Origin of the sequence: Agrobacterium sp. CFBP 3001, assembly GCF_027871605.1 — a bacterium.
GTDB classification, from domain to species: domain Bacteria; phylum Pseudomonadota; class Alphaproteobacteria; order Rhizobiales; family Rhizobiaceae; genus Agrobacterium; species Agrobacterium leguminum.
Map to the genome: position 1 here is coordinate 69,536 of NZ_JAQAHD010000007.1, position 21,384 is coordinate 90,919.

Here is a 21,384-nt window from a genome sequence, read left to right on the forward strand (position 1 = left end):
GCGACGTCGCCGGCCAGTTAGAAACGCGACACTCAGCATCGCCGCTGGCGCTGACGGCAGCCCCCGATCCGACCGGCTGGGCCGGGTTGCAAGGGCGGAGCGGGGGCGGGTGATAACATTCCCCTTTGGCTTTAGCTTTCTCACTAGCAATTGTTCTTTTGCCGCTCGATACTCGATGGCACCTGCATGGCGCAGGCGAGGGATCAAAGCCGTACGATGCTTCCGGAAATCAAGTTGCAGGGTGACGTCGACGTCGCCGCGCTGTCACCCCTTCTTCGCGGCATGCTTCTTTCTGTTGCCTATGCTGACGGTGAGGGTGGCATAGGATTGACGGCAACCGGCGCCATGAACCGCAAGTTCGTGCATTGGGCCGCTGTGCACTTCCTCTGGCCAGGATTCACAGCCGAAGACCTCTACAGCATGAACAAGGTGCTCAATGAAAGCGACATGCCGCCGCTTTGGGTCGTGCGCGACATGGCCCGGCATCTGAAGCTTCTTCGCCGGAAAAAGGATGTGCTGCTGCCAACCAGACGCGGCCGGGAGTTTCTGGTGAACCCGCAAGCCTTCTTCGATCTCATCGCCACGGATTATCTCTATTCGTATGTCCACACGACCGATCGCAAAGAGGAGGTGCGGGCGCGGTTGCGCTGGTGGCGCATGTTCCTCAATCTGCTCAATATCAAGGCCAGAGAAGGTTGCACGCCAATGGACGTTGTGAAGATCCTCTATCCAGACCTGGCGCCTCAGCCGGACACCGAAATGACCCTAGAAGCCTGGGAGTTGAAATCCGATCTCCAATATGGCGTCTTTCGACGCTTGTGCTGGCTCGGTTTGCTCTATGAGGCACGAGAGGGGCTCACGCTTCTCCAGGACGGATCCTTCTACAAGACACCCCTTTGGGCAGCTTGCCTGCAGTTGGAATCGGATACGCAAAGCGACATTGGCGTACATTGACGCTCTTTATTCCGCCGCTGGCTGCCTCATCAACGCCTTCTCCCGCTTTGCAATGACCTCCGGATCATTCATGAAATCCGTCCTCCGGCCCGGCTTGCGGCCCCGCTTCTGATAGCCATTGGCTGTGCTGCCGTCCCGAATGCCGAACATATGATCCGTCTGGCCGGTGCGCCTGGGACCGCTCCTGCTCCGCTGTTGTTCACGCTCTGCCTGCATCTCGGCGACGATCGACAGCATGTCGTCCAGTCGCTTGTTGTCGACGACCTCCGCACGATGCACCGAGCGCAACGTGTCGAAGATCCTGTAGGGCAGGGCAAAGCTCTCGTGCATGATCTCCAGTCGCCCGTCCGGATAATCGCAGACCACGACCTTCTGGCCCGCCAGTGGCCTAGAAATCTCGGTCGGATCGAGAATGAACAGCACCTTGTCGTAGCGTAGCGTCAGGGATTGCGACAGCGTGCGGACTTCCTTGCGGCACATGGCACCATCGAGGTTCTCATGCTCGGCCAGCGGCCGGTGCATATCCTTCGGATTGCGCGGTGGCTTGCCGAAACGAGTGTTGAAATCCGCAATGAACTCAGGTGCATAGGCATTGGCAGCCTCGATCGTATCGATGCCGCGAAGCCGCATCTCCTTGACCAGCCGATCCTGCAATGTCTGGTTCGCACGTTCCACACGGCCCTTGGCCTGCGGGGTGTTGGCGCAGATGATGTCGATGTTCAGTTCATAAAGCGCCCGGCCGAACTGCGTCAGACCGCTTGTCCTGTCCTTCTTCGAGGGATGCGTCGATCGAAAAACGCCGTGCTTGTCGCTGTAGAAAGCCAGCGGCTTGCCCCATTGCTGCAGATAGGCCTTCGTTGCATGCAGATAGTCGAACGTATTCTCCGATCCGGCAAAGCGCAGATGCAAAAGCTTGCCGGTGGCGTCATCGATATAGACGAGCAGGGCGCATTTGGGACCGCGATTCTCGAACCACCAGTGATGCGACCCATCGATCTGCACCAGTTCGCCAAAGCAGTCGCGCCGACCGCGCGGCTGGAAAACCCGTTTCTTGCGTTCCCGGCGCGAGACCCAGATGCCAGCCTCGGTCATCCATTGCCGCAGCGTCTCCTTGGCGACCGAGATCCGGTGCAGCTCGATCAGCTTCTCGCGCGCCAGTGTGGGACCGAAATCCAGATAGCGCTCGCGGATTAGATCCAGCGCCGCATTGCGAAACTCTTCGGTGTGGCGTCGGTTGCTCGGCTGCAATCGCTTCTTGGAAACGAGGCCGGCTGGACCATCCCGGTCATAGGCCTGCAACAACCTGTGGACCTGACTTCGACTGAGGCCGAGCAGTTCGGCAGCCTGGACAACGCTCAGGCGTTCGTCACGGATCTTCTGGATGACTTCGAGGCGATGCAATTCTTTCTGCGACATGGTGATCATAAAGGACATGACGACTCCGACTGCTCGTGGTCTTGACCAGGCTGAAGGTCGTCATCCTTGCTCCCAACGTTGGTTTTGACCAGTGCGTCGAGAGGCGAGACTGTCGCATCTCTAACTGGCCCAACTGTCGCATTACTAAATAGCCCTTACAAAGAACTGTCGCATAAGTTTAATTATGGAACTGAATGACATCGAATGACGCGTTTCCCATGGACCAGAGTCAAGGTCGCTCCGACAAAGCGTGCTTGATCCGGATGACCGCAATAGCTACCGCTGCAATTATAATCGGAAGAGACACGAGCATCACGACGGGACTTAGATGGTATCCAGCGTGGTCCAACGTCTCGAAGAATACCTTTATCAGGCTCAGTAGGTAGTAACTGATGGCTATAATCGAAAAGCCTTCGACGGCCCTCTGGATCCTCACCTGAGTTTCTGCCGTCTGGGCCATTGCTTGGATTTGCACAGCATTCTGATACTCGATCTCGACCTGGATCCGCGTTTGTAGAAGGTCGAGTAGATGCATGGCTGCATGCGACAGTTGATCGAGACGAATGGCCGTTGCCTCGCACGTTCTGACCGCCGGCTTGAAGCGGCGCGCAACAAACACGCCGAAGCGTTGGAAGCCTGAAACATGGGTCTCTCGCAGTTCAGAGATCCGCTCTTCCACGATCTTTGCATAGGCGGAGGTTGCGCCGAAGCGATTGCGGGTCCTTGCTGTCTCCGAAATAATTCTCGCCGATAACGTCGAAATGTCGTCGAGGAGTTGCTTGTGTTCGGTTGCGGGCAGGTCCTGGTTTCGGTTCGTCAACTCGACGAGCTTACTATCGAAATCCTTCAACTGAGGCGCAAGCCTGCGAGCTTCTGGAAAACCAAGGAGCACCATGGATCGATAGGTTTCAATTTCACAAATCCGTCGAACCATCCTTCCCAAGCGATATGCGTTCAGGTCATTGTTGAATAAGAGGACTCGACTCGAAAGGTCAGACCTGACCCGGAAATCAGAACAGACTTGCGCTGCGCCACCGCCGATTGATGAAGCGGCTGTATCCGCAAACTCAAACGTCGAAAGACTGGAGCCGAGCTCGGACGGAGGACTACCCAGAACAAGGATGCCGAGCCGGCAAATCAGTTGCGGCGACTCTATCGCAGCCAACGCAGATACCTCCGCAAGACCCAAAGTCAAGGTCGGCCAAGCCGAAAGGGTTTCCTCGATTTTGGTGACGCGCGTGATAGTAACAAACTCGGTATGGTGCTCAATCTGGGTCCGAACATCGTCGTCCCCGCTTTCCATCGCCACCGCGCCATGTTGCCGGTTTTGGTCCGCATGCATAACCGCGACGTGCTCCACAATGGCCGGCCCGGCGAAGTAGATAGACGGGCGGGCATGAAGCTCAGCATTGAAATCCGATTTCATGGGCTCGCGTTCGTGTCAGCAGATGGAAATAGGACATCAGAGCACGAAAGCTCATTCGTGTCGCGTCAATGAAAGAATTTCCAAGGCTTCGCCGACAGATTTCGCATTGAGGCTGAGAATTGCCCGATCCAAGCGGACCTCAACCAGCTCCCTTGTTATTCCTTCGAGCAAAGCGATGTCATCAATGGACTTCCCATGGGCAATCCACTGCAAACACACGATCTCGAACGGTGATTGGAGCAAGCGTTCAGTCATCACAGATGCTCATCCATTAAATGACAATAGGCGGGGCCTGGGATCGGGTCACATGATTCCCGTTTACAAAGCTGCTCTGTCGATCTCCATGCACGGCTGCGCGGCAGTAGCCCCGACAACGTTGTTAGTATGATCGGCCACCGTCAACTGACCGCTGCTCTCGTACTCACTGATACAATTGGTATGATCTTCGCCAGCAGCAGCTTCATCGGCCCGTCGGCGAAAAAAGGCGCAGTTTCTCCGGCTTCAAGAAGAACAGAATCTAGATATCCGAGAGACGTTTCATCGAGTCCGACTTCATTCGTAGTCAGAGAGATCACAAACATCGGCACGTGGAAGGAGCCGAGTTCCTGAAGATCAGACAATGTAACTCGCTGCACCTGCAGGCGAAATCGGTTCCGCTTTGCCATCATATTCAAGTCAGTGATCGCCCCTGCGACTAGCTTTGCGGAAGTCGCCTTGTCTCCGGGAAACGCGTGAGGCGCGGAAGACGTTGTGATATGGACGTCCTCCGCGCCCTCGACCGAAAGAGTGATGCCACCGCCGCACAGCACGCTTATCGTCCGGTCGATTCCGTCGAATATGGAAAATGGCCCGTCCTTTGAAACTGTTGCCATACTAATCCGCCAATCGAAATCTTCGACGGACGCACTCGGTGGATAGACCGCGATCTCCGTAGTTTCACCGCCACCGTTTTTCCAAGGCATGCGTTTGTAGTCTGCGGCACGAAGAATTTTCATATTCTGGCGACTCCAGTAAGGGGCCGGCACACGAAATTGTCGCATGCCGGTTTCTGATGTTCAGTTCCCGAGAATACCGGGAAGGCGCAGGCCCTTGTCCTTTGCGCAGTCCAGGGCAATATCGTAGCCCGCGTCAGCGTGGCGCATCACGCCAGTCGCCGGATCATTCCAAAGAACACGCTCCAGGCGCTTGGCCGCATCGTCGGAACCGTCAGCGCAGATGACGACGCCCGAATGCTGCGAGAAGCCCATGCCAACGCCGCCGCCGTGATGCAGCGACACCCAGGTTGCGCCCGAGGCGGTGTTGAGAAGCGCATTGAGGAGCGGCCAGTCGGAGACGGCGTCCGAGCCGTCCTTCATCGCTTCCGTCTCGCGGTTCGGCGAAGCGACAGAACCGCTGTCCAGATGGTCGCGGCCGATAACGACCGGAGCGGAAAGTTCGCCATTCTTGACCATCTCATTGAATGCCAGAGCAAGGCGATGGCGATCACCGAGGCCCACCCAGCAGATGCGTGCCGGAAGACCCTGGAAGGCGATACGCTCCTTCGCCATATCCAGCCAGTTGTGAAGGTGCTTGTTGTCGGGCAACAGCTCCTTCACCTTGGCGTCGGTCTTGTAGATATCTTCCGGATTGCCGGAGAGCGCTGCCCAGCGGAACGGACCGATGCCGCGGCAGAAGAGCGGGCGGATATAGGCCGGCACGAAGCCCGGGAAAGCAAAGGCGTTTTCAAACCCTTCATCCTTGGCGACCTGGCGAATGTTGTTACCGTAGTCGAGCGTCGGCACGCCGGCATCCCAGAATGCGACCATGGCTTCGACCTGGATCTTCATCGAGGCGCGCGCGGCAGCCTCGACGGCCTTCGGGTCGGTTTCGCGCTTGGCCTTGTGTTCGGCAACCGTCCAGCCGATCGGCAGATAACCGTTGAGCGGGTCATGGGCCGAGGTCTGGTCGGTGACGATGTCGGGACGCGGGCCGCCGGCCTTCATGCGCTTGACGAGCTCCGGGAAGACCTCGGCGGCATTGCCGAGCAGACCAACGGACTTGGCCTCGCCCTTGGCGGTCCATTCCGCAATCATCGACAGTGCCTCATCCAGCGTTTTTGCCTTGGCATCAACGTAGCGGGTGCGCAGACGGAAATCGATGCGGGTCTCGTCGCTCTCGACAGCAAGGCAGCAAGCACCTGCCATGACGGCAGCAAGCGGCTGGGCGCCGCCCATTCCACCGAGGCCACCCGTCAGGATCCACTTGCCCTTGAGATTGCCGTCATAGTGTTGGCGGCCGGCTTCCACGAAGGTCTCGTAGGTGCCCTGCACGATGCCCTGCGTGCCGATATAGATCCACGAGCCGGCCGTCATCTGGCCGTACATGGCAAGGCCCTTCTTATCCAACTCGTTGAAGTGATCCCAGGTCGCCCAATGCGGCACGAGGTTGGAGTTGGCGATTAAAACGCGCGGTGCATCCTTGTGGGTGCGGAACACGCCGACCGGCTTGCCGGACTGGACGAGCAGCGTTTCTTCCTCGGTCAGCGTCTTCAACGTCGCGACGATCTGGTCGAAATCAGCCCAGGTGCGGGCGGCGCGGCCAATACCGCCATAGACGACCAGCTCGTGCGGGTTCTCGGCGACATCGGGGTCGAGATTGTTCATCAGCATGCGCAGTGGCGCTTCGGTCATCCAGCTCTTTGCATTGAGCTCGGAACCATGGGGCGCGCGAATTTCGCGGATATTGTGACGTGGATTGGTCATTGCATATTGCTCCCGATTATTTCTTGAGATCGGGCGCGATGCGCTCGATCTGAGTGAGAATGTTTTTGAGATGGACACGCAGACGGGCAGCCTTGGCTTCGTCATAGGCGAAAGGTGGTGCTTCCTCGGCGAGGTGGGTCGACTGGGCAAGCTCCATCTGGATTGCGTGAACCCCAAGATGCGGCTTTCCGTAGTGTCTGGTTGTCCACCCACCTTTAAATCGACCGTTCAGCACGCGCGAATAGCCGTCGGCGTTTCTGACGACATTGACAGCGGCTGCCTCGACGCGTGTGTCGCAGGTCGTTCCGTTGTCAGTTCCGATATTGAAGTCCGGAAGAGCACCTTCGAACAGGAACGGGATGTGCGACCGGATCGAATGGCAGTCGTAGACAATCGCGACGCCGTGGATCGCCTTTACGCGCTCGATCTCCGCCAGCAGCGCAGCGTGATATGGAGCGTGGAATGTCGCCAAGCGATCCGCGACGTCCTGCGCGGTTGGCTCAAGCCCATCTTTCCAGATGGGCTTTCCGTCAAAGTCAGTTGTGGGAACCAGTCCCGTGGTGTTCTGGCCGGGATAGAGGCTGGTTCCTTCCGGATCGCGATTTGCGTCGATCACGTAGCGATGGAATGTTGCACGAACCGTCGTGGCATCTGCGAGCAGATCATCGTAGAGTTCGTGGATATGCCAATCGGTGTCGGCCAACGTCTTCCCGGTGTCGTTCAGACGATCCCATATGGCAGCGGGCACCTCTGTTCCGGTATGCGGCAGGCCGATAACCACCGGAGAGGTTCCCTGACGGACCTCGCAGACCTCCATCGCTTAAGCCTCCAGGACTGGAAGGATGCCGGACGAGATAGCAGAAACCAGTGCGCCGCTGGCTACGACCTCAATGGCCGCCTTCAGATCGGTCGCCATATAGCGGTCATCTTCGAGGACCGGGACAGCCGAACGCAGGACAGCCGCCGCCTTCTCCAGTTCAGGGCTCGTCTTGAGCGGACCGCGCAACTCTACGCCTTGGACGGCCGCGAGTGCCTCGATACCAAGGATGCCGAACAGGTTGTCCGTCATCGCCAGAAGGCGGCGTGCACCATGGCAGGCCATCGAAACGTGGTCTTCCTGGTTTGCTGAGGTGGGCGTGGAATCAACGGACGCCGGATGCGACATCTGCTTGTTCTCGGACATGAGCGCCGCGGATGTTACTTCGGCAATCATCAGGCCGGAGTTCAGTCCCGGCTTCTTCGAGAGAAAGGCCGGAAGGCCATACGAGAGGGCAGGATCGACCAGAAGCGCGATACGGCGCTGAGCGATCGCACCGATTTCGCAAACGGCGAGAGCTGTCTGGTCAGCCGCGAACGCGACCGGCTCGGCGTGGAAGTTACCGCCGGAAACAACTGAATTATCCGACAGAACGAGGGGATTGTCAGTCACGGCATTGGCTTCAATTTCCAAAGTGCGTGCGACAGAAGCAAGCAGATCGAGGCATGCGCCGTCCACCTGAGGCTGGCAACGAATGCAATAGGGATCCTGCACGCGCTCATCGCCCTCGATGTGGCTTTCGCGAATTTCGGAACCCTGGAGCAGATTGCGCAGAGCGCTACCTGCATCAATCTGTCCCTTATGGCCACGCAGGGTGTGAATATCGGGATGGAAGGGTGCCGAAGATCCCATCGCAGCGTCGGTCGACAGGGCGCCGGTGACGAGGGCCGACTGAGCGGCGCGGTGGGCGCGGAACAGACCGGCCAGAGCAAGCGCCGTCGAGGTCTGTGTGCCGTTAATCAGCGCCAGCCCTTCCTTGGCGGCGAGTACGACCGGCGAGAGACCTGCTTTCGCGAGGGCGTCCTTGGACGGCATCTGGACGCCTTGGTAAAAGGCTTCCCCTTCGCCCATCATTGTTGCCGACATATGAGCAAGCGGCGCAAGATCCCCAGATGCTCCTACCGACCCCTTTTCGGGAATGACCGGTATCACGCCCTTTTCGAGCATGCCTTCAATTAGGCGGATGAGTTCGATCCGCACGCCTGACGCGCCGCGTCCCAGCGAGATCAGCTTCAGCGCCATGATCAAACGTACGACATTTTCAGGCAGCGGTGCTCCTACGCCACAGCAATGGGACAGGATCAGGTTGCGCTGGAGTGTTGCCAGATCAGCCGCATCGATCTTGATCGAAGCGAGCTTTCCAAAACCCGTGTTGATCCCATAGACTGGAGCGTTGCCGGCGGCAATTTCGGCAATTCTGGCAGCACCTTTTAGAACGGCTGCATCGAAGCTCGGATCGAGCTTGGCGGAACCATTGTTCCAGTAGATGTCTGCGAGGTGGTGGAGCGGAACACTGCCGGGGCGGAGGACAATCGTCATGTTGATACCTGCTTACCTTTGAATACGCGTGAATGAAGGGGATTGAAGCCGATCCGGTAGACCAGCTCGGCGGGGCGTTCGATGTTCCAGATGGCAAGGTCAGCCGATTTTCCGACTTCCAGCGTGCCGGTTGTGTCGAGGATGCCCAAGGCTCGCGCCGCTTCTCGCGTCGCGCCGCAAATGCACTCTTCAACCGTCAATCGAAACAGCGTTGCTGACATGTTCATCGTCAGGAGCAATGAGGTCAGCGGCGACGTGCCCGGGTTGCAGTCGGTAGCGATTGCCATCCTCACACCGGCATCACGCAGTGTCTGGATCGGCGGCTTGCGGGTTTCATTGATCGCGTAGAAAGCGCCGGGCAGGATGACGGCGACTGTCCCGGCCTTCGCCATAGCCTCGGCGCCTTCTTTGTCGAGATACTCGAGATGATCTGCCGACAGCGCGCCGTAAGATGCCGCCATCTTGGCACCGCCAAGGTTAGAGAGCTGCTCAGCATGTAACTTGACCGGTATGCCAAGCACCTTGGCATGGTTGAAGACCCGACGCATCTCGTCAACGGTGAAGGCGATGCCCTCACAAAAGCCGTCAACGGCGTCGATCAGTTTTTCGGCGTGCCCCCTGTCCATGCCCGGCAGTACGACGTCTGCGATGTAGTCAGCGTGCCGACCTTTGTATTCCGGTGGCGTCGCATGGGCTGCAAGATAGGACGTGACGACGCGGACGGGGCGGACCTTTTCAAGCGCGCGGGCGGCCCGCAAAATGTTTAGCTCGCCCTCGATGGTGAGCCCATAGCCTGACTTGATTTCCAGCGTCGAGACGCCTTCTGACAGCAGTGTGTCGACCCGCGGCAGGGAGGCCTGTACCAGCTGATCGACGGTAAGCGCGTTGGTCGCCTTGACCGACGAGACGATACCGCCACCTGCGCGCGCGACCTCTTCGTAGGTCGAGCCTTCAAGCCGCATCTCGAATTCCATCGCCCGATCACCACCGAACACGATGTGCGTGTGGCAATCGACAAGCCCCGGAGTGATCAAGCGGCCTCCGCAGTCGATCGTCTCCGCGTCCCGATCGTCAATAGAAAGGGCGCTCGCGGGTCCGACAAAGGTCAACCGCCCTTCCTTTGCGACGATGACTGCATCGTTGATTATCTCGGCACCTGCGATCGCCGGATAGACGCGTGCATTTATCCAAATGCGTATCAACTTGGAGGCTCCGATCATTCAAAAAGTGGTTGCTCGTTTCGATTATGTATATATATATTCACTCACCAAACAAGATGGAAAATTTCATTCATCGAAAGAAGATCATGAAAATCATTCACGCAGATCACGCCCTACTCCCATCCGGATGGGCCAAGAACGTCGAGATTGTCGTGGAGGAGGGCCGAATAATCTCGGCAGAAGCCCAGCGTGCGAAGCCGGATGCCAGGGCCGAAAAACATGCATTTCTAGTCCCGGCGATGCCAAATCTTCACAGCCACGCCTTCCAGCGTGCAATGGCCGGGCTCACCGAGCTGCGAAGCAACGGAAACGATACATTCTGGAGCTGGCGGACAGTGATGTACCGCTTTGCGCTGTCCATGACACCGGACCAGGTTGAGGCCGTTGCGGCCCAGCTTTACATGGAAATGCTGGAAGCCGGGTTCGGACGGGTTGGTGAGTTTCACTACCTTCACCATGATCAGAACGGCGGCGAATACTCCAACATCGCAGAAATGGCCGAGCGGGTCTGCGCGGCGGCTACGCAAACGGGCATCGCGATGACATTGCTGCCTGTCTTTTACGCCCATTCCGGCTTTGGTGGCCTTCAACCGTCCGAAGGACAACGCCGGTTTATCAATTCGGTTGACAGTTTCGACAGGCTGCTTGATGCGTGCCGCGCAATCCAGAACCGCCTCCCCGGCATGCAACTCGGGATCGCGCCACACAGTCTTCGTGCAGCTACACCGGATGAACTGAGCGCTATCCTCCCTCTCGCGGGCAACGGACCAATCCACATCCACGTCGCGGAACAGACAAAGGAAGTGGAAGACTGTATCGCATGGTCGGGCGCGCGTCCGGTTGAATGGCTGCTAGCAAACGCTCCGGTCGATCAGCGCTGGTGCCTTATCCATGCAACACACCTCGAGAACCGTGAAGTCAACGGGATTGCAAAGTGCGGAGCCGTCGCAGGCTTGTGTCCTATAACGGAGGCCAACCTCGGCGATGGGATTTTTCGCGCAGAAGAATTCATTGCGGCTGGTGGCACCCTCGGGGTGGGGTCAGACTCCAACGTACTGATCAGCATGTCTGAGGAATTACGGATGCTGGAGTATTCGCAACGGCTGCAAAACCGCAGTCGTAACGTGATCGCAAATCCCGGCGCATCGACCGGCCAAAGATTGTTCGAGCTCGCTCTCCAGGGAGGTAACCGCGCCCTTGCGGCAACCTCTCGTATAGCGTCCGGCTCACCCGCCGATTTCATTTCCTTGGCGGCAACCGACCATCCCTGGCTGAATGAGCAATCGGTGCTCGACCACTTTATTTTCGCCGGGAGCCCAAAACCGAATTGCGTCTGGGTTGGAGGGGAGAAGCTGGTGGCAGACGGTCGCCACCGGTCCCGCGATCAGCTTCAAAAGCGGTTCAAGACTGTCATGAACGAGCTCTTCGCTAAGCTTTGACAACTGCGGCCTGAACAGAAATTCCAGGAGAAAGGTCCTCGAATAGCTGAAGGCCACCTCCGCTCTCAAGGTTCCTTGACGCGGAGAATGGCATTTTGCCACCACTCAATGTATGAAAGTTTTCATCTTGCTATTCTTATGAAATCTTCATACATTAAATCCGCAACCCAGCAAAATAAGGGGAACTCACGTGAAGAGACTACTTTCTGCAGCGGCTATTTCACTCGCGCTCGCCAGTTCGGCGCTTGCGCAGTCCAAGGAACTGGTTGTCGGCGCTTTCGGTGGCGCTTACACCGACGCGATCAAGAAAAACATCGCATCTTTCGAAAAGGAAAATGACGTCAAGGTGACGTTCGTGCCCGCTTCGGGTGCAGACGGCCTCGCAAAGGCGATGGCGAAAGAGCTCGATGTCGTACATGCCGACATGGCGTGGGCTTACCGCGGCGAGGCACAAGGCGCTTTCGAGAAACTCGACCCTTCGATCGTCACCAATCTCGCCAATCTTTATCCAAAGGCCCGTTTTTCCGAATATGGTGTCATCACCAATTTCGGTCAGTACGGGATCGCTTACAATCAGAAGGACGTCAATCCAGCGCCAACCTCCTGGCTTGATCTCTGGAAGGATCAATATTCCGGCGCCGTGACGACTGCCGGCTTCGACGCCGCAAACATTGAGCTTCTGGTGCTGATGGCCAAGCTCAACGGCGGCAGCGAGGACAACATCGATCCTGGCTTCAAGAAGATGGCGGAGCTCGGCAAACACATCAACGTCTTCTACAGCCAGCACCCTCAATTGCTCGACCTGTTCCGGACGGGCGAAGTGGTGATGGCGCGCTGGTTGCGCGGCCGTGTCGACTGGGCCAACAAGCAGGGCGTGGCCCTGAACTTTGCCGTACCCTCCGAAGGCGCCATCGGGCTGGTTTCGACCGTCCATGTCGTCAAGGGACGCCCGAACACCGCGCTCGCAATGAAGTTTGTCAATCACCTGCTCACCGCTGAAAGCCAGAAGACCTATGCGACGGACCTTGGCTACACGCCTGCCCGCGCGGGCCTCGATCTGGCTGGAGTTGACGTGCCCTACGGTGATCAGGTTGTGAACTCTCTCCTCATCTCCGATTGGAAGAAAATCGTACCGAAGATGGACGCCTGGAAAGAGCGTTGGGAAAAGGAAGTCGTCGCCCGTTAATTGAAACTATCGCCCGGCGAACCTATCGCCGGGCTCCTTCTATACTGAAAGTGGTGACGCAATGGGTGAGATCAGCGTAAAAAATATTTCGAAGAGTTGGGCCGACTTCAAGGCGCTCAACAATATCAATCTCGATGTACGGGAAGGCGAGTTTCTCTCGATCCTTGGTCCATCCGGTTGCGGCAAGAGCACGCTGCTGCGAATTATTGCCGGCCTCGAGAGCCCCACTGACGGCGACATCGTGATCGCCGGCAAGCAAGTGACCAACGATCCGGTCTGGAAACGCAAGATCGGCTTTGTTTTCCAGAACTTCGCTCTCTGGCCTCACCTGACTGTCTTCAAAAACGTCGCCATGGGCCTTGAGCTGCGAAAAACGCCGAAGGACGAGCTTCAGCAGCGTGTGACCAAAGCCTTGCGGATGGTTCAGTTGGAGGCCCTCGCTGACCGCCTTCCATCGCAGCTTTCCGGTGGGCAGCAGCAGCGCGTAGCGCTTGCGCGAGCAATTGTCTTGAAACCCGATGTCTTGCTTCTGGATGAGCCGCTGAGCGCGCTCGACAAGAACCTGCGACAGGATATGCAGGTGGAACTTAAGGCACTCCAGCGCACGCTTGGACTGACAACTGTTTTCGTCACGCACGACCAGGAAGAAGCATTGTCTCTTTCAGACCGCGTTGTCGTGATGAACAGAGGTGTCATCGAGCAGCTCGACACGCCGGACAACATCTATAACAAGCCGGTTTCGGAATATGTCGCGCGCTTTGTCGGAGAAGCCTTCTTCTTCAAGGGGGAAGTCACCGGCAGCAATGAGCTGGTACTGGATGGTGGAAACGCGGTTGCCGTGAAATCGGATGTGCCCGCAGCGGCCGGCAAGGCCGTTGCTTTTGTCCGTCCCGAATGGGTTTCGTTGAGCAAGCTTGAGAGCCAGCTCAATCCGGAGGCTCTGCGCGGGACCGTCGAGCGATTGATGTTCTTTGGCCAGTCGAGCGACTACATCGTTCGTGTCGGCGATGAACAAATGCGCGTCAAGCGCCACAGCGGCGATGCCGCACTCGCCGAGGGCGATACGGTCGCAATCAACTGTATCGCCAGGCTGCTTCCAAATGAAGGGAGAAGCCAATGAAAAAGCCCGGCATCCTGTTTTTGCCGGCGATCACAATTCTCGCCGCTTTCTTCATTCTGCCGCTTATCTGGGTCTTTGTTCTCAGCTTTATGGGATCGGGCCCCACTGGTGAGGTGCTCAATGCATTCACCCTGTCGAACTACGCTCGGTTTCTCGGCGACAGCTATTACCTCAACGATCTGCTCTGGCGTACGATCCGGATGGCTGCAATTGCGACGGCTTTTTCCGTCGTCATCGGGTATCTCGGCGCATTTCTGATTGTTCGTGCCGAGCCGCGCATTCAAACCTGGCTGATCCTGCTGGTAATGCTGCCGCTGTGGGTCAATCTGGTCGTAAGAACCCTTAGCCTTATGGTAGTTCTCGGCCGCACTGGCCCTGTGAACCAGTTCCTTGTCGCGATCGGCATCACGGACCGTCCTTTGGCTCTCCTCTATACCGAGACATCCGTGATCATCGGCATGATCCAGGTCGCAGTCCCATTCGTGGTCATGTCGATCTATGGCGTACTGCAATCCATCCCGCGCCAGCTTGAGCATGCGGCCATGACGGTGGGCGCTCCTCCGGTACAGGCGTTTCGCCGCGTCACGCTCCCGCTCAGCATGCCCGGCATTCTTGCCGGATCGGTCCTGGCGTTCGGCATCAATGTCGAGTCTTTCGTCGTGCCAATCCTGCTTGGCGGCGGTCGTGTAAGATTCATGAGCGTTGCGGCTTATGAAACGGCGACGGTCTCGAACAATCTTCCATTCGCGGCGACGATCGGGGTCATCCTGCTTATCGTCACAATGGTTATGCTCGCGGCGTACCAGTGGGCAATCCATTCCGCCAACCGGCAGCGCCCAGCAGTCTAGAAACGAGGGATCCAGATGCAGAAAACTCTCTTGGGCACGTCCCTTTGGTACATAGGAACAGTGCTGTTCTTTGCCTTCCTGCTTGCGCCGCTGCTGATCCTCATTGCGGTGTCTTTCAATCCGACCTCAATGGTCTTCCCACCCCAAGGTTTTACGCTCAAATGGTATGGGACTATCTTCGACAAGCCCGACTTTCTATCGGCGGCCGTATCAAGCACGATCCTTGGGGTGATCACCGCAGTGGCGACGACAACTCTCGGGGTTTTGGCTGCGATAGGCCTGCAGCGCTACACCGGGGCAGCGAAGCCGATCGTCTCTTCGCTACTCATGTCGCCGCTGTTCATTCCAGCCGTCATCGTCGCGCTCGCGCTCTTCCAGATCATCTTTATTATGGGGATTGGTAACAACATCTGGGTCTTGCTAGCGGCTCATATCGTCGTGACAATTCCCTACCCCGTCAGAAACGTGATGGCTCAGATGGAGAACTTTGACGTTCGCCTCGAGGAAGCGGCACTTAGCGTCGGCGCAACGCCGGCTCAGGCACTCCGTCGCGTGACGCTCCCTCTCCTAAAGGCGAGCATCATCCCCTCGTTGATCATCGTATTCGTGCTGTCCTGGAACAATTACACGGTCTCGGTTTTCCTTGCGAACAAGGACTGGACGACACTGCCGCTGCAGTTGCGGGCTTATCTGCAATATGAATACGAGCCGTTCGTCGCGGCGATGTCGACGATCCTCATCATCGCCTCGGTCATTCTGTTGGTAATCGTCGACAAGACGGTTGGCCTAGGAAGTGTCAGAAAACCAGGGTCTTGATACGATTAAGCTCGGCCGTATTTCGCGGCCGAGCTACCAACGGACTTTATACCTACCTGCTAGTTCGCGAACACCTTGCGACGTTTCGACGAGCGATCAATAGCGTCAAGTCGCTTTTGCGCAGCACCATTCATATTGGTGCACATCGAGTCCAAGAGCACTGAAACCAGGGCCGAGGCCGCCGCGTGAGAGTCGAATACCAGTCGACTGTTCACCCTTGGCGTCAGCAGGTAGTCGGCAATTCCCTCGTGATCTGTAAACCCGGCATCCGTGACAAGCGCGATCTTCATCCCGGCGTTACGCGCAAGTTCAACGGCTTTCAAAGTCTCGCGCGGATAAAGCGGCATCATGAAGACGAGCATCGTGCGCCCGCCGGCCGCATAGCATTGTTCAATCTGATCCTCGATAAGTGAACCGCCGGATGCGAGTAAACGAATATCTGGGTGAACTTTCGCGGCGAAATACGCAAACTGCGTGGCGAGACCCGCCGATGCTCGCAGGCCGAGGACGGCAAGTGGGCGAGACGCGGCCAATGCCTTACCAAATTGATCGATTGCCTCCTCATTCGCAAAACCTTGGGCGAGCTCCGTCAGGTTAGCAGCCTCGGCCAGTAATGCGGCTTGGTACCGGTTAGACTGTCCCTCTGCAGGAACATCCGGGCCAGGCTGTGCGGTCCGCAAGAATTTCCGCATTTCAAGATATCCATCGAACCCGAGCGCGACCGCAAAGCGGGTTACCGATGGCTGGCTGACATTCGCCAGTTCGGCCAGTTCCATGCTGGACAGGAAGCCAAGTTGAGCACTGTTCTCAATCATCTGCTGGGCAATGCGACGATGTGCCGGCGTCAACCGCTGACCTGCCGACCTTCGCTCGATCTCGGCGCGCAGCGCTTGTCGATCAGCAGGCTGCAGGCTGGACGAGGCAGCGGCCGTGTCCTCGTCGATAATCGCAACACTGTCTTCCGTCACGAAAGACCTCCAGGAGTCTTAATGTATCAAAATATTCAGGATTCAAGCTAACGTATAGACCCGTTTTGTTTCGAACGCAAAACGCATAGTCGACGAAAGCCCCGATTTACCCGAGTTTGAGCATGTTTCAGGCACGCACCCAACGCTAGGCGCTCATCTCTTCTGCTGTAACGATCGTCTATCAAGAACCGTGGGGCAACAGCGAACCCAACGCATGTCGGCGGACGAGCGCTGCCAAGCCTGAGCGATCCCCCTTTTCGAGAAGGGTGATCATCTCGAAATGTTCTTCCGCAGAGCGATGAAGCATGGGCGCATTGTTCTTTTCACGTTGCACCGCGACAGGAATGCGGTCGCGCAGGTCAAAGATCAGTTCCACAATGTCACGATTACTGCAGGTCCGGAGCAGTTCTTGGTGAAATGCGCGATTGGCGGTTTCCTGATCGGCCGACGTACCCGTCGTGACGGCAGCCTTAAACTGGTCCGCCAACGACCGCAGTTCCGTCAGACTTTTGGCGTCGATCGTGCCGACAACCATCTCCACCGCAGCGACTTCAAGCACCGCTCTGATATTGATGATGTTGTTGAAGCGCTGGAGATCGAATTCCTTCACTCGATAACCACGGTTCGGGAAGAGCTCCACATGCCCACGCTCAGCCAGGCGCTCCAGCGCCTGCCTGACCGACAAGCGTGATACGCCGTACGTCTTTTCCAGATCAATCTGCTTCAACCAGGAGCCAGGGCTAACTCGCCCTATGTTGATGTCGCGCTCGATCTGCAGTGCGAGATCTTTTGTACCGGCTCCGGTGTTCTCACTATTCAATTTCACGCTTCGCATCGTCTGAATCGCCTGCTCATCATAATTTATCCAATACCTCAAATTGAGACCATTGACAGCTACATTTTAAGCGACCATGATTGGCGCCAATCATGGTCATTATACAGCTACCGGGGAACGCGTGAAGAGCATGACAAACTCAGATGCTAAGCAATCCACATATCGAATTGGCGTCGATTCAGGCGGTACATTTACCGACATTTGCGCTCTTGATGAGCGGACCGGCACCTTCACCGTATGGAAAGTCAGCAGCACGCCGGTGGACCCGTCTATCGGGATCACCGACGCAGCGAACAGCATGGCGTCGCTTTTGAACGAGCGTGATGGAGTTGCACCAAAATTCAGCTTCTTCGGTCACGGCACAACAGTTGGAACCAATGCGTTGATCGAGCGCCGCGGCGCACCAACCGCGCTGATCACGACAGCCGGCTTTCGCGACGTCCTGGAAATCGCCCGCCAGCGGCGTCCTGAGCTTTACAATCTGCAGACAATGCGCCCCACACCGCTCGTGTCGCGCGATCTTCGTTTTGAGGCCAACGAGCGTGTGCAGTTCGACGGAACCGTCCTGAAGCCGCTCGATGCGGATGAGGTTCGCGCGCTGGCCGACAAGATCCGGGCGTCCGAGGTGAAGGCGGTCGCCATCTCCTTCCTCTTCAGCTTCCTCAATCCCGAACACGAACAGCAGGCAAAGGCGATCCTCGAAAGGGAACTGCCTGGCGTCTTCATCTCCATTTCATCGGACGTCGTTCCGGAATTCCGCGAATATGAGCGTACATCTACCGTCGTGATGAATTCCTACCTCGGTCCGATCATGCGCAGCTACATCGACCGCCTCCAGGGCAACCTCAAGGAAATGGTTCCGGCTGGCATCATGATTACCCAGAGCAACGGCGGCCTGATCGGGGCAAACGTTGCTGCGAACCAGCCCGTCCGTACGGTTCTTTCCGGCCCGTCTGCCGGCGTTATAGGCGCGGTCGAGATCGGCCGCCGGATCGGCAAGGGCAACCTCATCACATTCGACATGGGCGGCACGTCCGCCGACGTTTCGGTGATCAGCAATTTTTCCCCGCGCTACAAGCCGATGGCGAATGTTGACGGTTTCCCGATCAAGATCCCAATGATCGACATTCATGCGGTCGGTGCAGGTGGCGGCTCAATTGCCCGTAACGACCACGGCCTGATGAAGGTTGGTCCACGCAGCGCAGGCGCCAATCCCGGTCCGGTCTGCTACAATCTCGGCAATCTGGAACCGACCGTCACCGATGCCAACGTCGCGCTTGGGATCGTCAACCAGAAGCATCTCTTGAACGGTCGCATGAAGATCGACGCCGAAGCCTCACGCGCTGCCGTCGTCCGTCTCGGCGAAAGCCTCGGAATTAGTGGTGAGCGTGCAGCAGCCGGTATCCTTCAAGTCGTGACGGCCAATATGGTCAACGCCATCCGGGCGATGACCGTCGAGCGTGGCCTTGATCCGCGCGATTTCTCGCTGTTCTCCTTCGGCGGAGCCGGACCTGTCCATTCAGGCTACCTGGCCCGGGAGCTGGAGATCAAGGAACTGATCATTCCAGCGTATCCGGGCGTCATGTGCGCCGTCGGCCTGTTGACCAGCGGTCTGCGAATGGACTTCGTGCGTACGCATTACCACGCCCTGAGCCCGACCTCCGTGAACGGCCTACAGGAACAATTCTCAGAACTGTCGCAGCTCGCTGCCAAATGGTTCGAGGACGAGTCGATCGCTACTGAGCTTAGAAACGTCAACGTGGCCGTCGATCTCCGTTATGCCGGTCAGGCGTACGAACTGACCATCCCTATCGCTGACGCGAGCGGGAAGTCCAGCTACGAAGAACTTGTCGCCTCCTTCACGAACGCGCACCAGGAACGTTACGGATATACGATTCCGGAAGAAGGCATTCAGATCACCGCAGTTCGTGCTGAGGCCTTCGAGACACTCGGCTTGGAAGCCAAGGGCGTTTCGGCGCCGAAGGCGGACGCTGCCATCAATGCCATCGAATACCGCGATATCCTCGATATCTACGACATGAAATCCTACCGCACCCCCGTCTATGCAAAGACCGAGCTGCCGCAAGAAGTCGAGATCGCAGGACCCTGCGTCATCGAGCAGATGGACACGACGATCTACATCCTGAACGGCCAGAGCGCCGTCATTGATCGTCAGTCTAACGTCATCGTCAAAGCCGGTTGATGCGAGGAGGTACTATGAGCAAGATTGACCCGATCACCACCGAAGTCATTTCCAAATACCTGCAATCCGTCGTCGACGAGATGGGCAGCGTAATCATCCGCACGGCGTTCTCGACCAACATCAAGGAACGCGAGGACTGCACGACGGCGATTCTGAATGAGAAGGGCGATCTGGTTACGCTGGCCGAGCGCATTCCGTTCCACCTCGGCTCTCTGCTCGGGATTGGCAATTACGTCCTTCAGCACATCGATATCGACAGCCTGGAAGACGGCGACGTCTTCATCGGAAACGATGCCTATCGCGGTGGCGGCACGCACCTGAATGACATGGTCTTGATGCAACCGATCTTCATCGACGGTCGCTATGTCGGCTGGGCCACCAACCTCGCCCACCATTCGGACTTCGTCGATCGAAGCCACAAACACATTTTTCAGGAAGGCCTGCGTATCCCGCCGATCCGGCTTTACCGCAAGGGCGTGCTACAGCAGGACGTCATGGATTTGATCCTGCTGAACTGCCAGGTTCCACGCGAGCGCAAGAACGATTTCGCCGCCCAGATGGCCGCAAATCGCCTCGCAATTCAGCGTTATCGTTCGCTTTGCGAGCGCTATTCACTGGCCACGGTCAAGGCGGTCGAAGCCGAGATCATGGATTACGCAGAGCGAAAGACCCGTGAGAGCCTGCAACGCATCCCGAACGGAACCTATCGCTACAGCTCGCGCTTCGACACGAACCTTATCGACGACATCCTCGATCTCAATGTCGTGGTCGAAATCAAGGACGGTTCAATCCACTTCGACCTCTCGAACAATCCCAAGCAAGTCGATGCTCCGATCAACATGGTCATCACAGCGACGCTTGCAACGCTCTATTATTGCGTCAAGACGCTGGTTGATCTGGATGTCCCGCCGAACTCGGGCTTCCACCGAGCCATCAGCGTTTCCGCAGAGCCGGGCTCCATCCTGAATGCTCAGGAACCCGCAGCGGTCTACAGCCGAACCGACCTTTCGACCCGTATCATCGACATGGTCTTTGCCGCACTCCAGCCGGCCATCCCGGAGCAGGTCATGGCAGCTTGCACTGGCGGCGGCCTGGTTACAATCAGCGGAACTGATCCTCGCACCGGCCGCTTCTATGTCTACAACGATATGAACGGCGGCGGCATGGGAGCTCGTTTCGCACTTGATGGCATGGACGGCACCCAGGTCCATACGACGAACACCGGCAACCTCCCGGTCGAGGCACTGGAGCTGGAGTTTCCTCTCCGTGTCGAACGCTACGAGTTTGTGCAGGATTCCGGCGGTCCAGGCCGAAGCCGCGGAGGAATGTGCTTCCGTCGAACCGTGCGCGTTCTCGGCCACGACGCAGTTGTCCATGCCGGCGGTACAAATGCCATTCTCTCACCCTTTGGAATCGATGGCGGCCAGCCCGGTCAGGTTTGCCGTGTCGAGCTCAGCAGTGGCAACAAGTTGACCAAGCGTAGCGGAAAAATGAAATCCGGCGACACGGTCACGATGATTGCTGCGTCCGGCGGAGGCTATGGTCCTGCATCTGAACGCTCGCGCGCGAAGATCGAAAAGGATCTTCGCGAGGAAAGGATCTCGCTTGCGGCAGCAAAGGAACAGTACGGCTACTCCGACTGAGAACGCGGAAGTACCAGCAATCTAAATGCGGAAATGGCGTGATTTCATGCCATTTCAGACCACCTCGCAATGACGAGGAATTGAATTCGGCCTGACAGGCGTTGGAACGAGCGGATGGAGGCCTAGTGGCCTGAAATACCACGAAATCAGCGGGTTACGACAAAGAATTAGGCGAAAAAAACAATGCCGAAACTTTCACCAAGCCACTTGCGT

General features: G+C 57.4%; 18 protein-coding genes. 8 read left to right on the forward strand and 10 right to left on the reverse strand.

Translation table 11 applies throughout. From position 1 onward, the window contains the following. Nucleotides 1-216: 216 nt before the first annotated feature. A complete protein-coding gene (locus tag PH605_RS11410; protein WP_142845066.1) occupies nucleotides 217-954 on the forward strand; it encodes a hypothetical protein in 738 nt (245 codons plus the stop codon). A gap of 6 nt (nucleotides 955-960) precedes the next feature. Here PH605_RS11410 and PH605_RS11415 read toward each other — a convergent pair whose 3' ends face one another. The 8 genes from PH605_RS11415 to hutI all read right to left on the reverse strand — a co-directional run bounded on the left by PH605_RS11415 (nucleotide 961) and on the right by hutI (nucleotide 10,113). After that, nucleotides 961-2,388, reverse strand: coding sequence for an ISNCY family transposase (locus tag PH605_RS11415; RefSeq protein WP_010900236.1), 1,428 nt, complete (start codon nucleotides 2,386-2,388; stop codon nucleotides 961-963). A gap of 211 nt (nucleotides 2,389-2,599) precedes the next feature. After that, nucleotides 2,600-3,796: a DUF3422 domain-containing protein gene (locus tag PH605_RS11420; RefSeq protein WP_142845017.1), complete on the reverse strand. Its 1,197-nt coding sequence runs from the start codon at nucleotides 3,794-3,796 to the stop codon at nucleotides 2,600-2,602. A 51-nt stretch (nucleotides 3,797-3,847) separates the two neighbouring features. Further along, nucleotides 3,848-4,051, reverse strand: a complete 204-nt coding sequence (locus PH605_RS11425; RefSeq protein WP_010900234.1) for a hypothetical protein — start codon at nucleotides 4,049-4,051, stop codon at nucleotides 3,848-3,850. 143 nt (nucleotides 4,052-4,194) lie between these two features. Further along, on the reverse strand, nucleotides 4,195-4,791 hold the full coding sequence (locus tag PH605_RS11430) for a HutD/Ves family protein (protein WP_010900233.1): 597 nt from the start codon (nucleotides 4,789-4,791) through the stop codon (nucleotides 4,195-4,197). Nucleotides 4,792-4,851: 60 nt separating this feature from the next. After that, nucleotides 4,852-6,537 carry a urocanate hydratase gene (gene hutU / locus PH605_RS11435; protein WP_010900232.1) on the reverse strand — a complete coding sequence of 562 codons (1,686 nt, stop codon included), beginning with the start codon at nucleotides 6,535-6,537 and terminating at the stop codon, nucleotides 4,852-4,854. A 16-nt stretch (nucleotides 6,538-6,553) separates the two neighbouring features. Beyond that, on the reverse strand, nucleotides 6,554-7,354 hold the full coding sequence (gene hutG / locus PH605_RS11440) for an N-formylglutamate deformylase (RefSeq protein WP_010900231.1): 801 nt from the start codon (nucleotides 7,352-7,354) through the stop codon (nucleotides 6,554-6,556). Between the two features lie 3 nt (nucleotides 7,355-7,357). Beyond that, nucleotides 7,358-8,893 (reverse strand): histidine ammonia-lyase, encoded by a 1,536-nt coding sequence (hutH, locus tag PH605_RS11445; protein WP_010900230.1) that lies wholly within the window; start codon nucleotides 8,891-8,893, stop codon nucleotides 7,358-7,360. After that, nucleotides 8,890-10,113: an imidazolonepropionase gene (gene hutI / locus PH605_RS11450; RefSeq protein ID WP_142845019.1), complete on the reverse strand. Its 1,224-nt coding sequence runs from the start codon at nucleotides 10,111-10,113 to the stop codon at nucleotides 8,890-8,892. The genes hutH and hutI overlap by 4 nt, the downstream gene beginning before the upstream one ends. A gap of 86 nt (nucleotides 10,114-10,199) precedes the next feature. Between hutI and PH605_RS11455 the strand changes: the two genes are divergently transcribed. From PH605_RS11455 to PH605_RS11475, 5 genes are all read left to right on the forward strand, one after another. Continuing rightward, nucleotides 10,200-11,552 carry a formimidoylglutamate deiminase gene (locus PH605_RS11455; protein WP_010900228.1) on the forward strand — a complete coding sequence of 451 codons (1,353 nt, stop codon included), beginning with the start codon at nucleotides 10,200-10,202 and terminating at the stop codon, nucleotides 11,550-11,552. Nucleotides 11,553-11,742: 190 nt separating this feature from the next. Then, on the forward strand, nucleotides 11,743-12,738 hold the full coding sequence (locus PH605_RS11460; protein WP_161987867.1) for an ABC transporter substrate-binding protein: 996 nt from the start codon (nucleotides 11,743-11,745) through the stop codon (nucleotides 12,736-12,738). 61 nt (nucleotides 12,739-12,799) lie between these two features. Then, a complete protein-coding gene (locus tag PH605_RS11465) occupies nucleotides 12,800-13,858 on the forward strand; it encodes an ABC transporter ATP-binding protein (protein ID WP_010900226.1) in 1,059 nt (352 codons plus the stop codon). Further along, nucleotides 13,855-14,706, forward strand: coding sequence for an ABC transporter permease (locus PH605_RS11470; protein WP_010900225.1), 852 nt, complete (start codon nucleotides 13,855-13,857; stop codon nucleotides 14,704-14,706). Before PH605_RS11465 ends, PH605_RS11470 begins: the two co-directional genes overlap by 4 nt. A gap of 15 nt (nucleotides 14,707-14,721) precedes the next feature. Next, a complete protein-coding gene (locus PH605_RS11475) occupies nucleotides 14,722-15,522 on the forward strand; it encodes an ABC transporter permease (RefSeq protein WP_010900224.1) in 801 nt (266 codons plus the stop codon). 59 nt (nucleotides 15,523-15,581) lie between these two features. On the opposite strand, the gene PH605_RS11480 is transcribed toward PH605_RS11475, so the two are convergent. After that, nucleotides 15,582-16,490, reverse strand: a complete 909-nt coding sequence (locus PH605_RS11480; protein ID WP_205125157.1) for a MurR/RpiR family transcriptional regulator — start codon at nucleotides 16,488-16,490, stop codon at nucleotides 15,582-15,584. Between the two features lie 181 nt (nucleotides 16,491-16,671). Then, nucleotides 16,672-17,316 carry a GntR family transcriptional regulator gene (locus tag PH605_RS11485; protein WP_161987868.1) on the reverse strand — a complete coding sequence of 215 codons (645 nt, stop codon included), beginning with the start codon at nucleotides 17,314-17,316 and terminating at the stop codon, nucleotides 16,672-16,674. 85 nt (nucleotides 17,317-17,401) lie between these two features. Here PH605_RS11485 and PH605_RS11490 point away from each other — a divergent pair, with 85 nt between their 5' ends. Then, nucleotides 17,402-19,528, forward strand: coding sequence for a hydantoinase/oxoprolinase family protein (locus PH605_RS11490; protein WP_010900221.1), 2,127 nt, complete (start codon nucleotides 17,402-17,404; stop codon nucleotides 19,526-19,528). Nucleotides 19,529-19,542: 14 nt separating this feature from the next. Further along, the gene (locus PH605_RS11495; protein WP_205125158.1) at nucleotides 19,543-21,171 is read left to right on the forward strand and encodes a hydantoinase B/oxoprolinase family protein; all 1,629 of its coding nucleotides are present in this window, start codon (nucleotides 19,543-19,545) and stop codon (nucleotides 21,169-21,171) included. The last annotated feature ends 213 nt before the right edge of the window (nucleotides 21,172-21,384 follow it).

Excerpts from the sequence above, each read along its gene's own strand:
- PH605_RS11430 (WP_010900233.1), bottom strand. The coding sequence starts at position 4,791 with ATGAAAATTCTTCGTGCCGCAGACTACAAACGCATGCCTTGGAAAAAC.
- PH605_RS11490 (WP_010900221.1), top strand. The coding sequence starts at position 17,402 with ATGATTGGCGCCAATCATGGTCATTATACAGCTACCGGGGAACGCGTG.
- hutH (WP_010900230.1), bottom strand. The coding sequence starts at position 8,893 with ATGACGATTGTCCTCCGCCCCGGCAGTGTTCCGCTCCACCACCTCGCA.
- PH605_RS11455 (WP_010900228.1), top strand. The coding sequence starts at position 10,200 with ATGAAAATCATTCACGCAGATCACGCCCTACTCCCATCCGGATGGGCC.
- PH605_RS11425 (WP_010900234.1), bottom strand. The coding sequence starts at position 4,051 with ATGACTGAACGCTTGCTCCAATCACCGTTCGAGATCGTGTGTTTGCAG.
- hutU (WP_010900232.1), bottom strand. The coding sequence starts at position 6,537 with ATGACCAATCCACGTCACAATATCCGCGAAATTCGCGCGCCCCATGGT.
- PH605_RS11495 (WP_205125158.1), top strand. The coding sequence starts at position 19,543 with ATGAGCAAGATTGACCCGATCACCACCGAAGTCATTTCCAAATACCTG.
- PH605_RS11470 (WP_010900225.1), top strand. The coding sequence starts at position 13,855 with ATGAAAAAGCCCGGCATCCTGTTTTTGCCGGCGATCACAATTCTCGCC.
- hutG (WP_010900231.1), bottom strand. The coding sequence starts at position 7,354 with ATGGAGGTCTGCGAGGTCCGTCAGGGAACCTCTCCGGTGGTTATCGGC.
- PH605_RS11410 (WP_142845066.1), top strand. The coding sequence starts at position 217 with ATGCTTCCGGAAATCAAGTTGCAGGGTGACGTCGACGTCGCCGCGCTG.
- PH605_RS11415 (WP_010900236.1), bottom strand. The coding sequence starts at position 2,388 with ATGTCCTTTATGATCACCATGTCGCAGAAAGAATTGCATCGCCTCGAA.
- PH605_RS11420 (WP_142845017.1), bottom strand. The coding sequence starts at position 3,796 with ATGAAATCGGATTTCAATGCTGAGCTTCATGCCCGCCCGTCTATCTAC.
- PH605_RS11465 (WP_010900226.1), top strand. The coding sequence starts at position 12,800 with ATGGGTGAGATCAGCGTAAAAAATATTTCGAAGAGTTGGGCCGACTTC.
- PH605_RS11475 (WP_010900224.1), top strand. The coding sequence starts at position 14,722 with ATGCAGAAAACTCTCTTGGGCACGTCCCTTTGGTACATAGGAACAGTG.
- hutI (WP_142845019.1), bottom strand. The coding sequence starts at position 10,113 with ATGATCGGAGCCTCCAAGTTGATACGCATTTGGATAAATGCACGCGTC.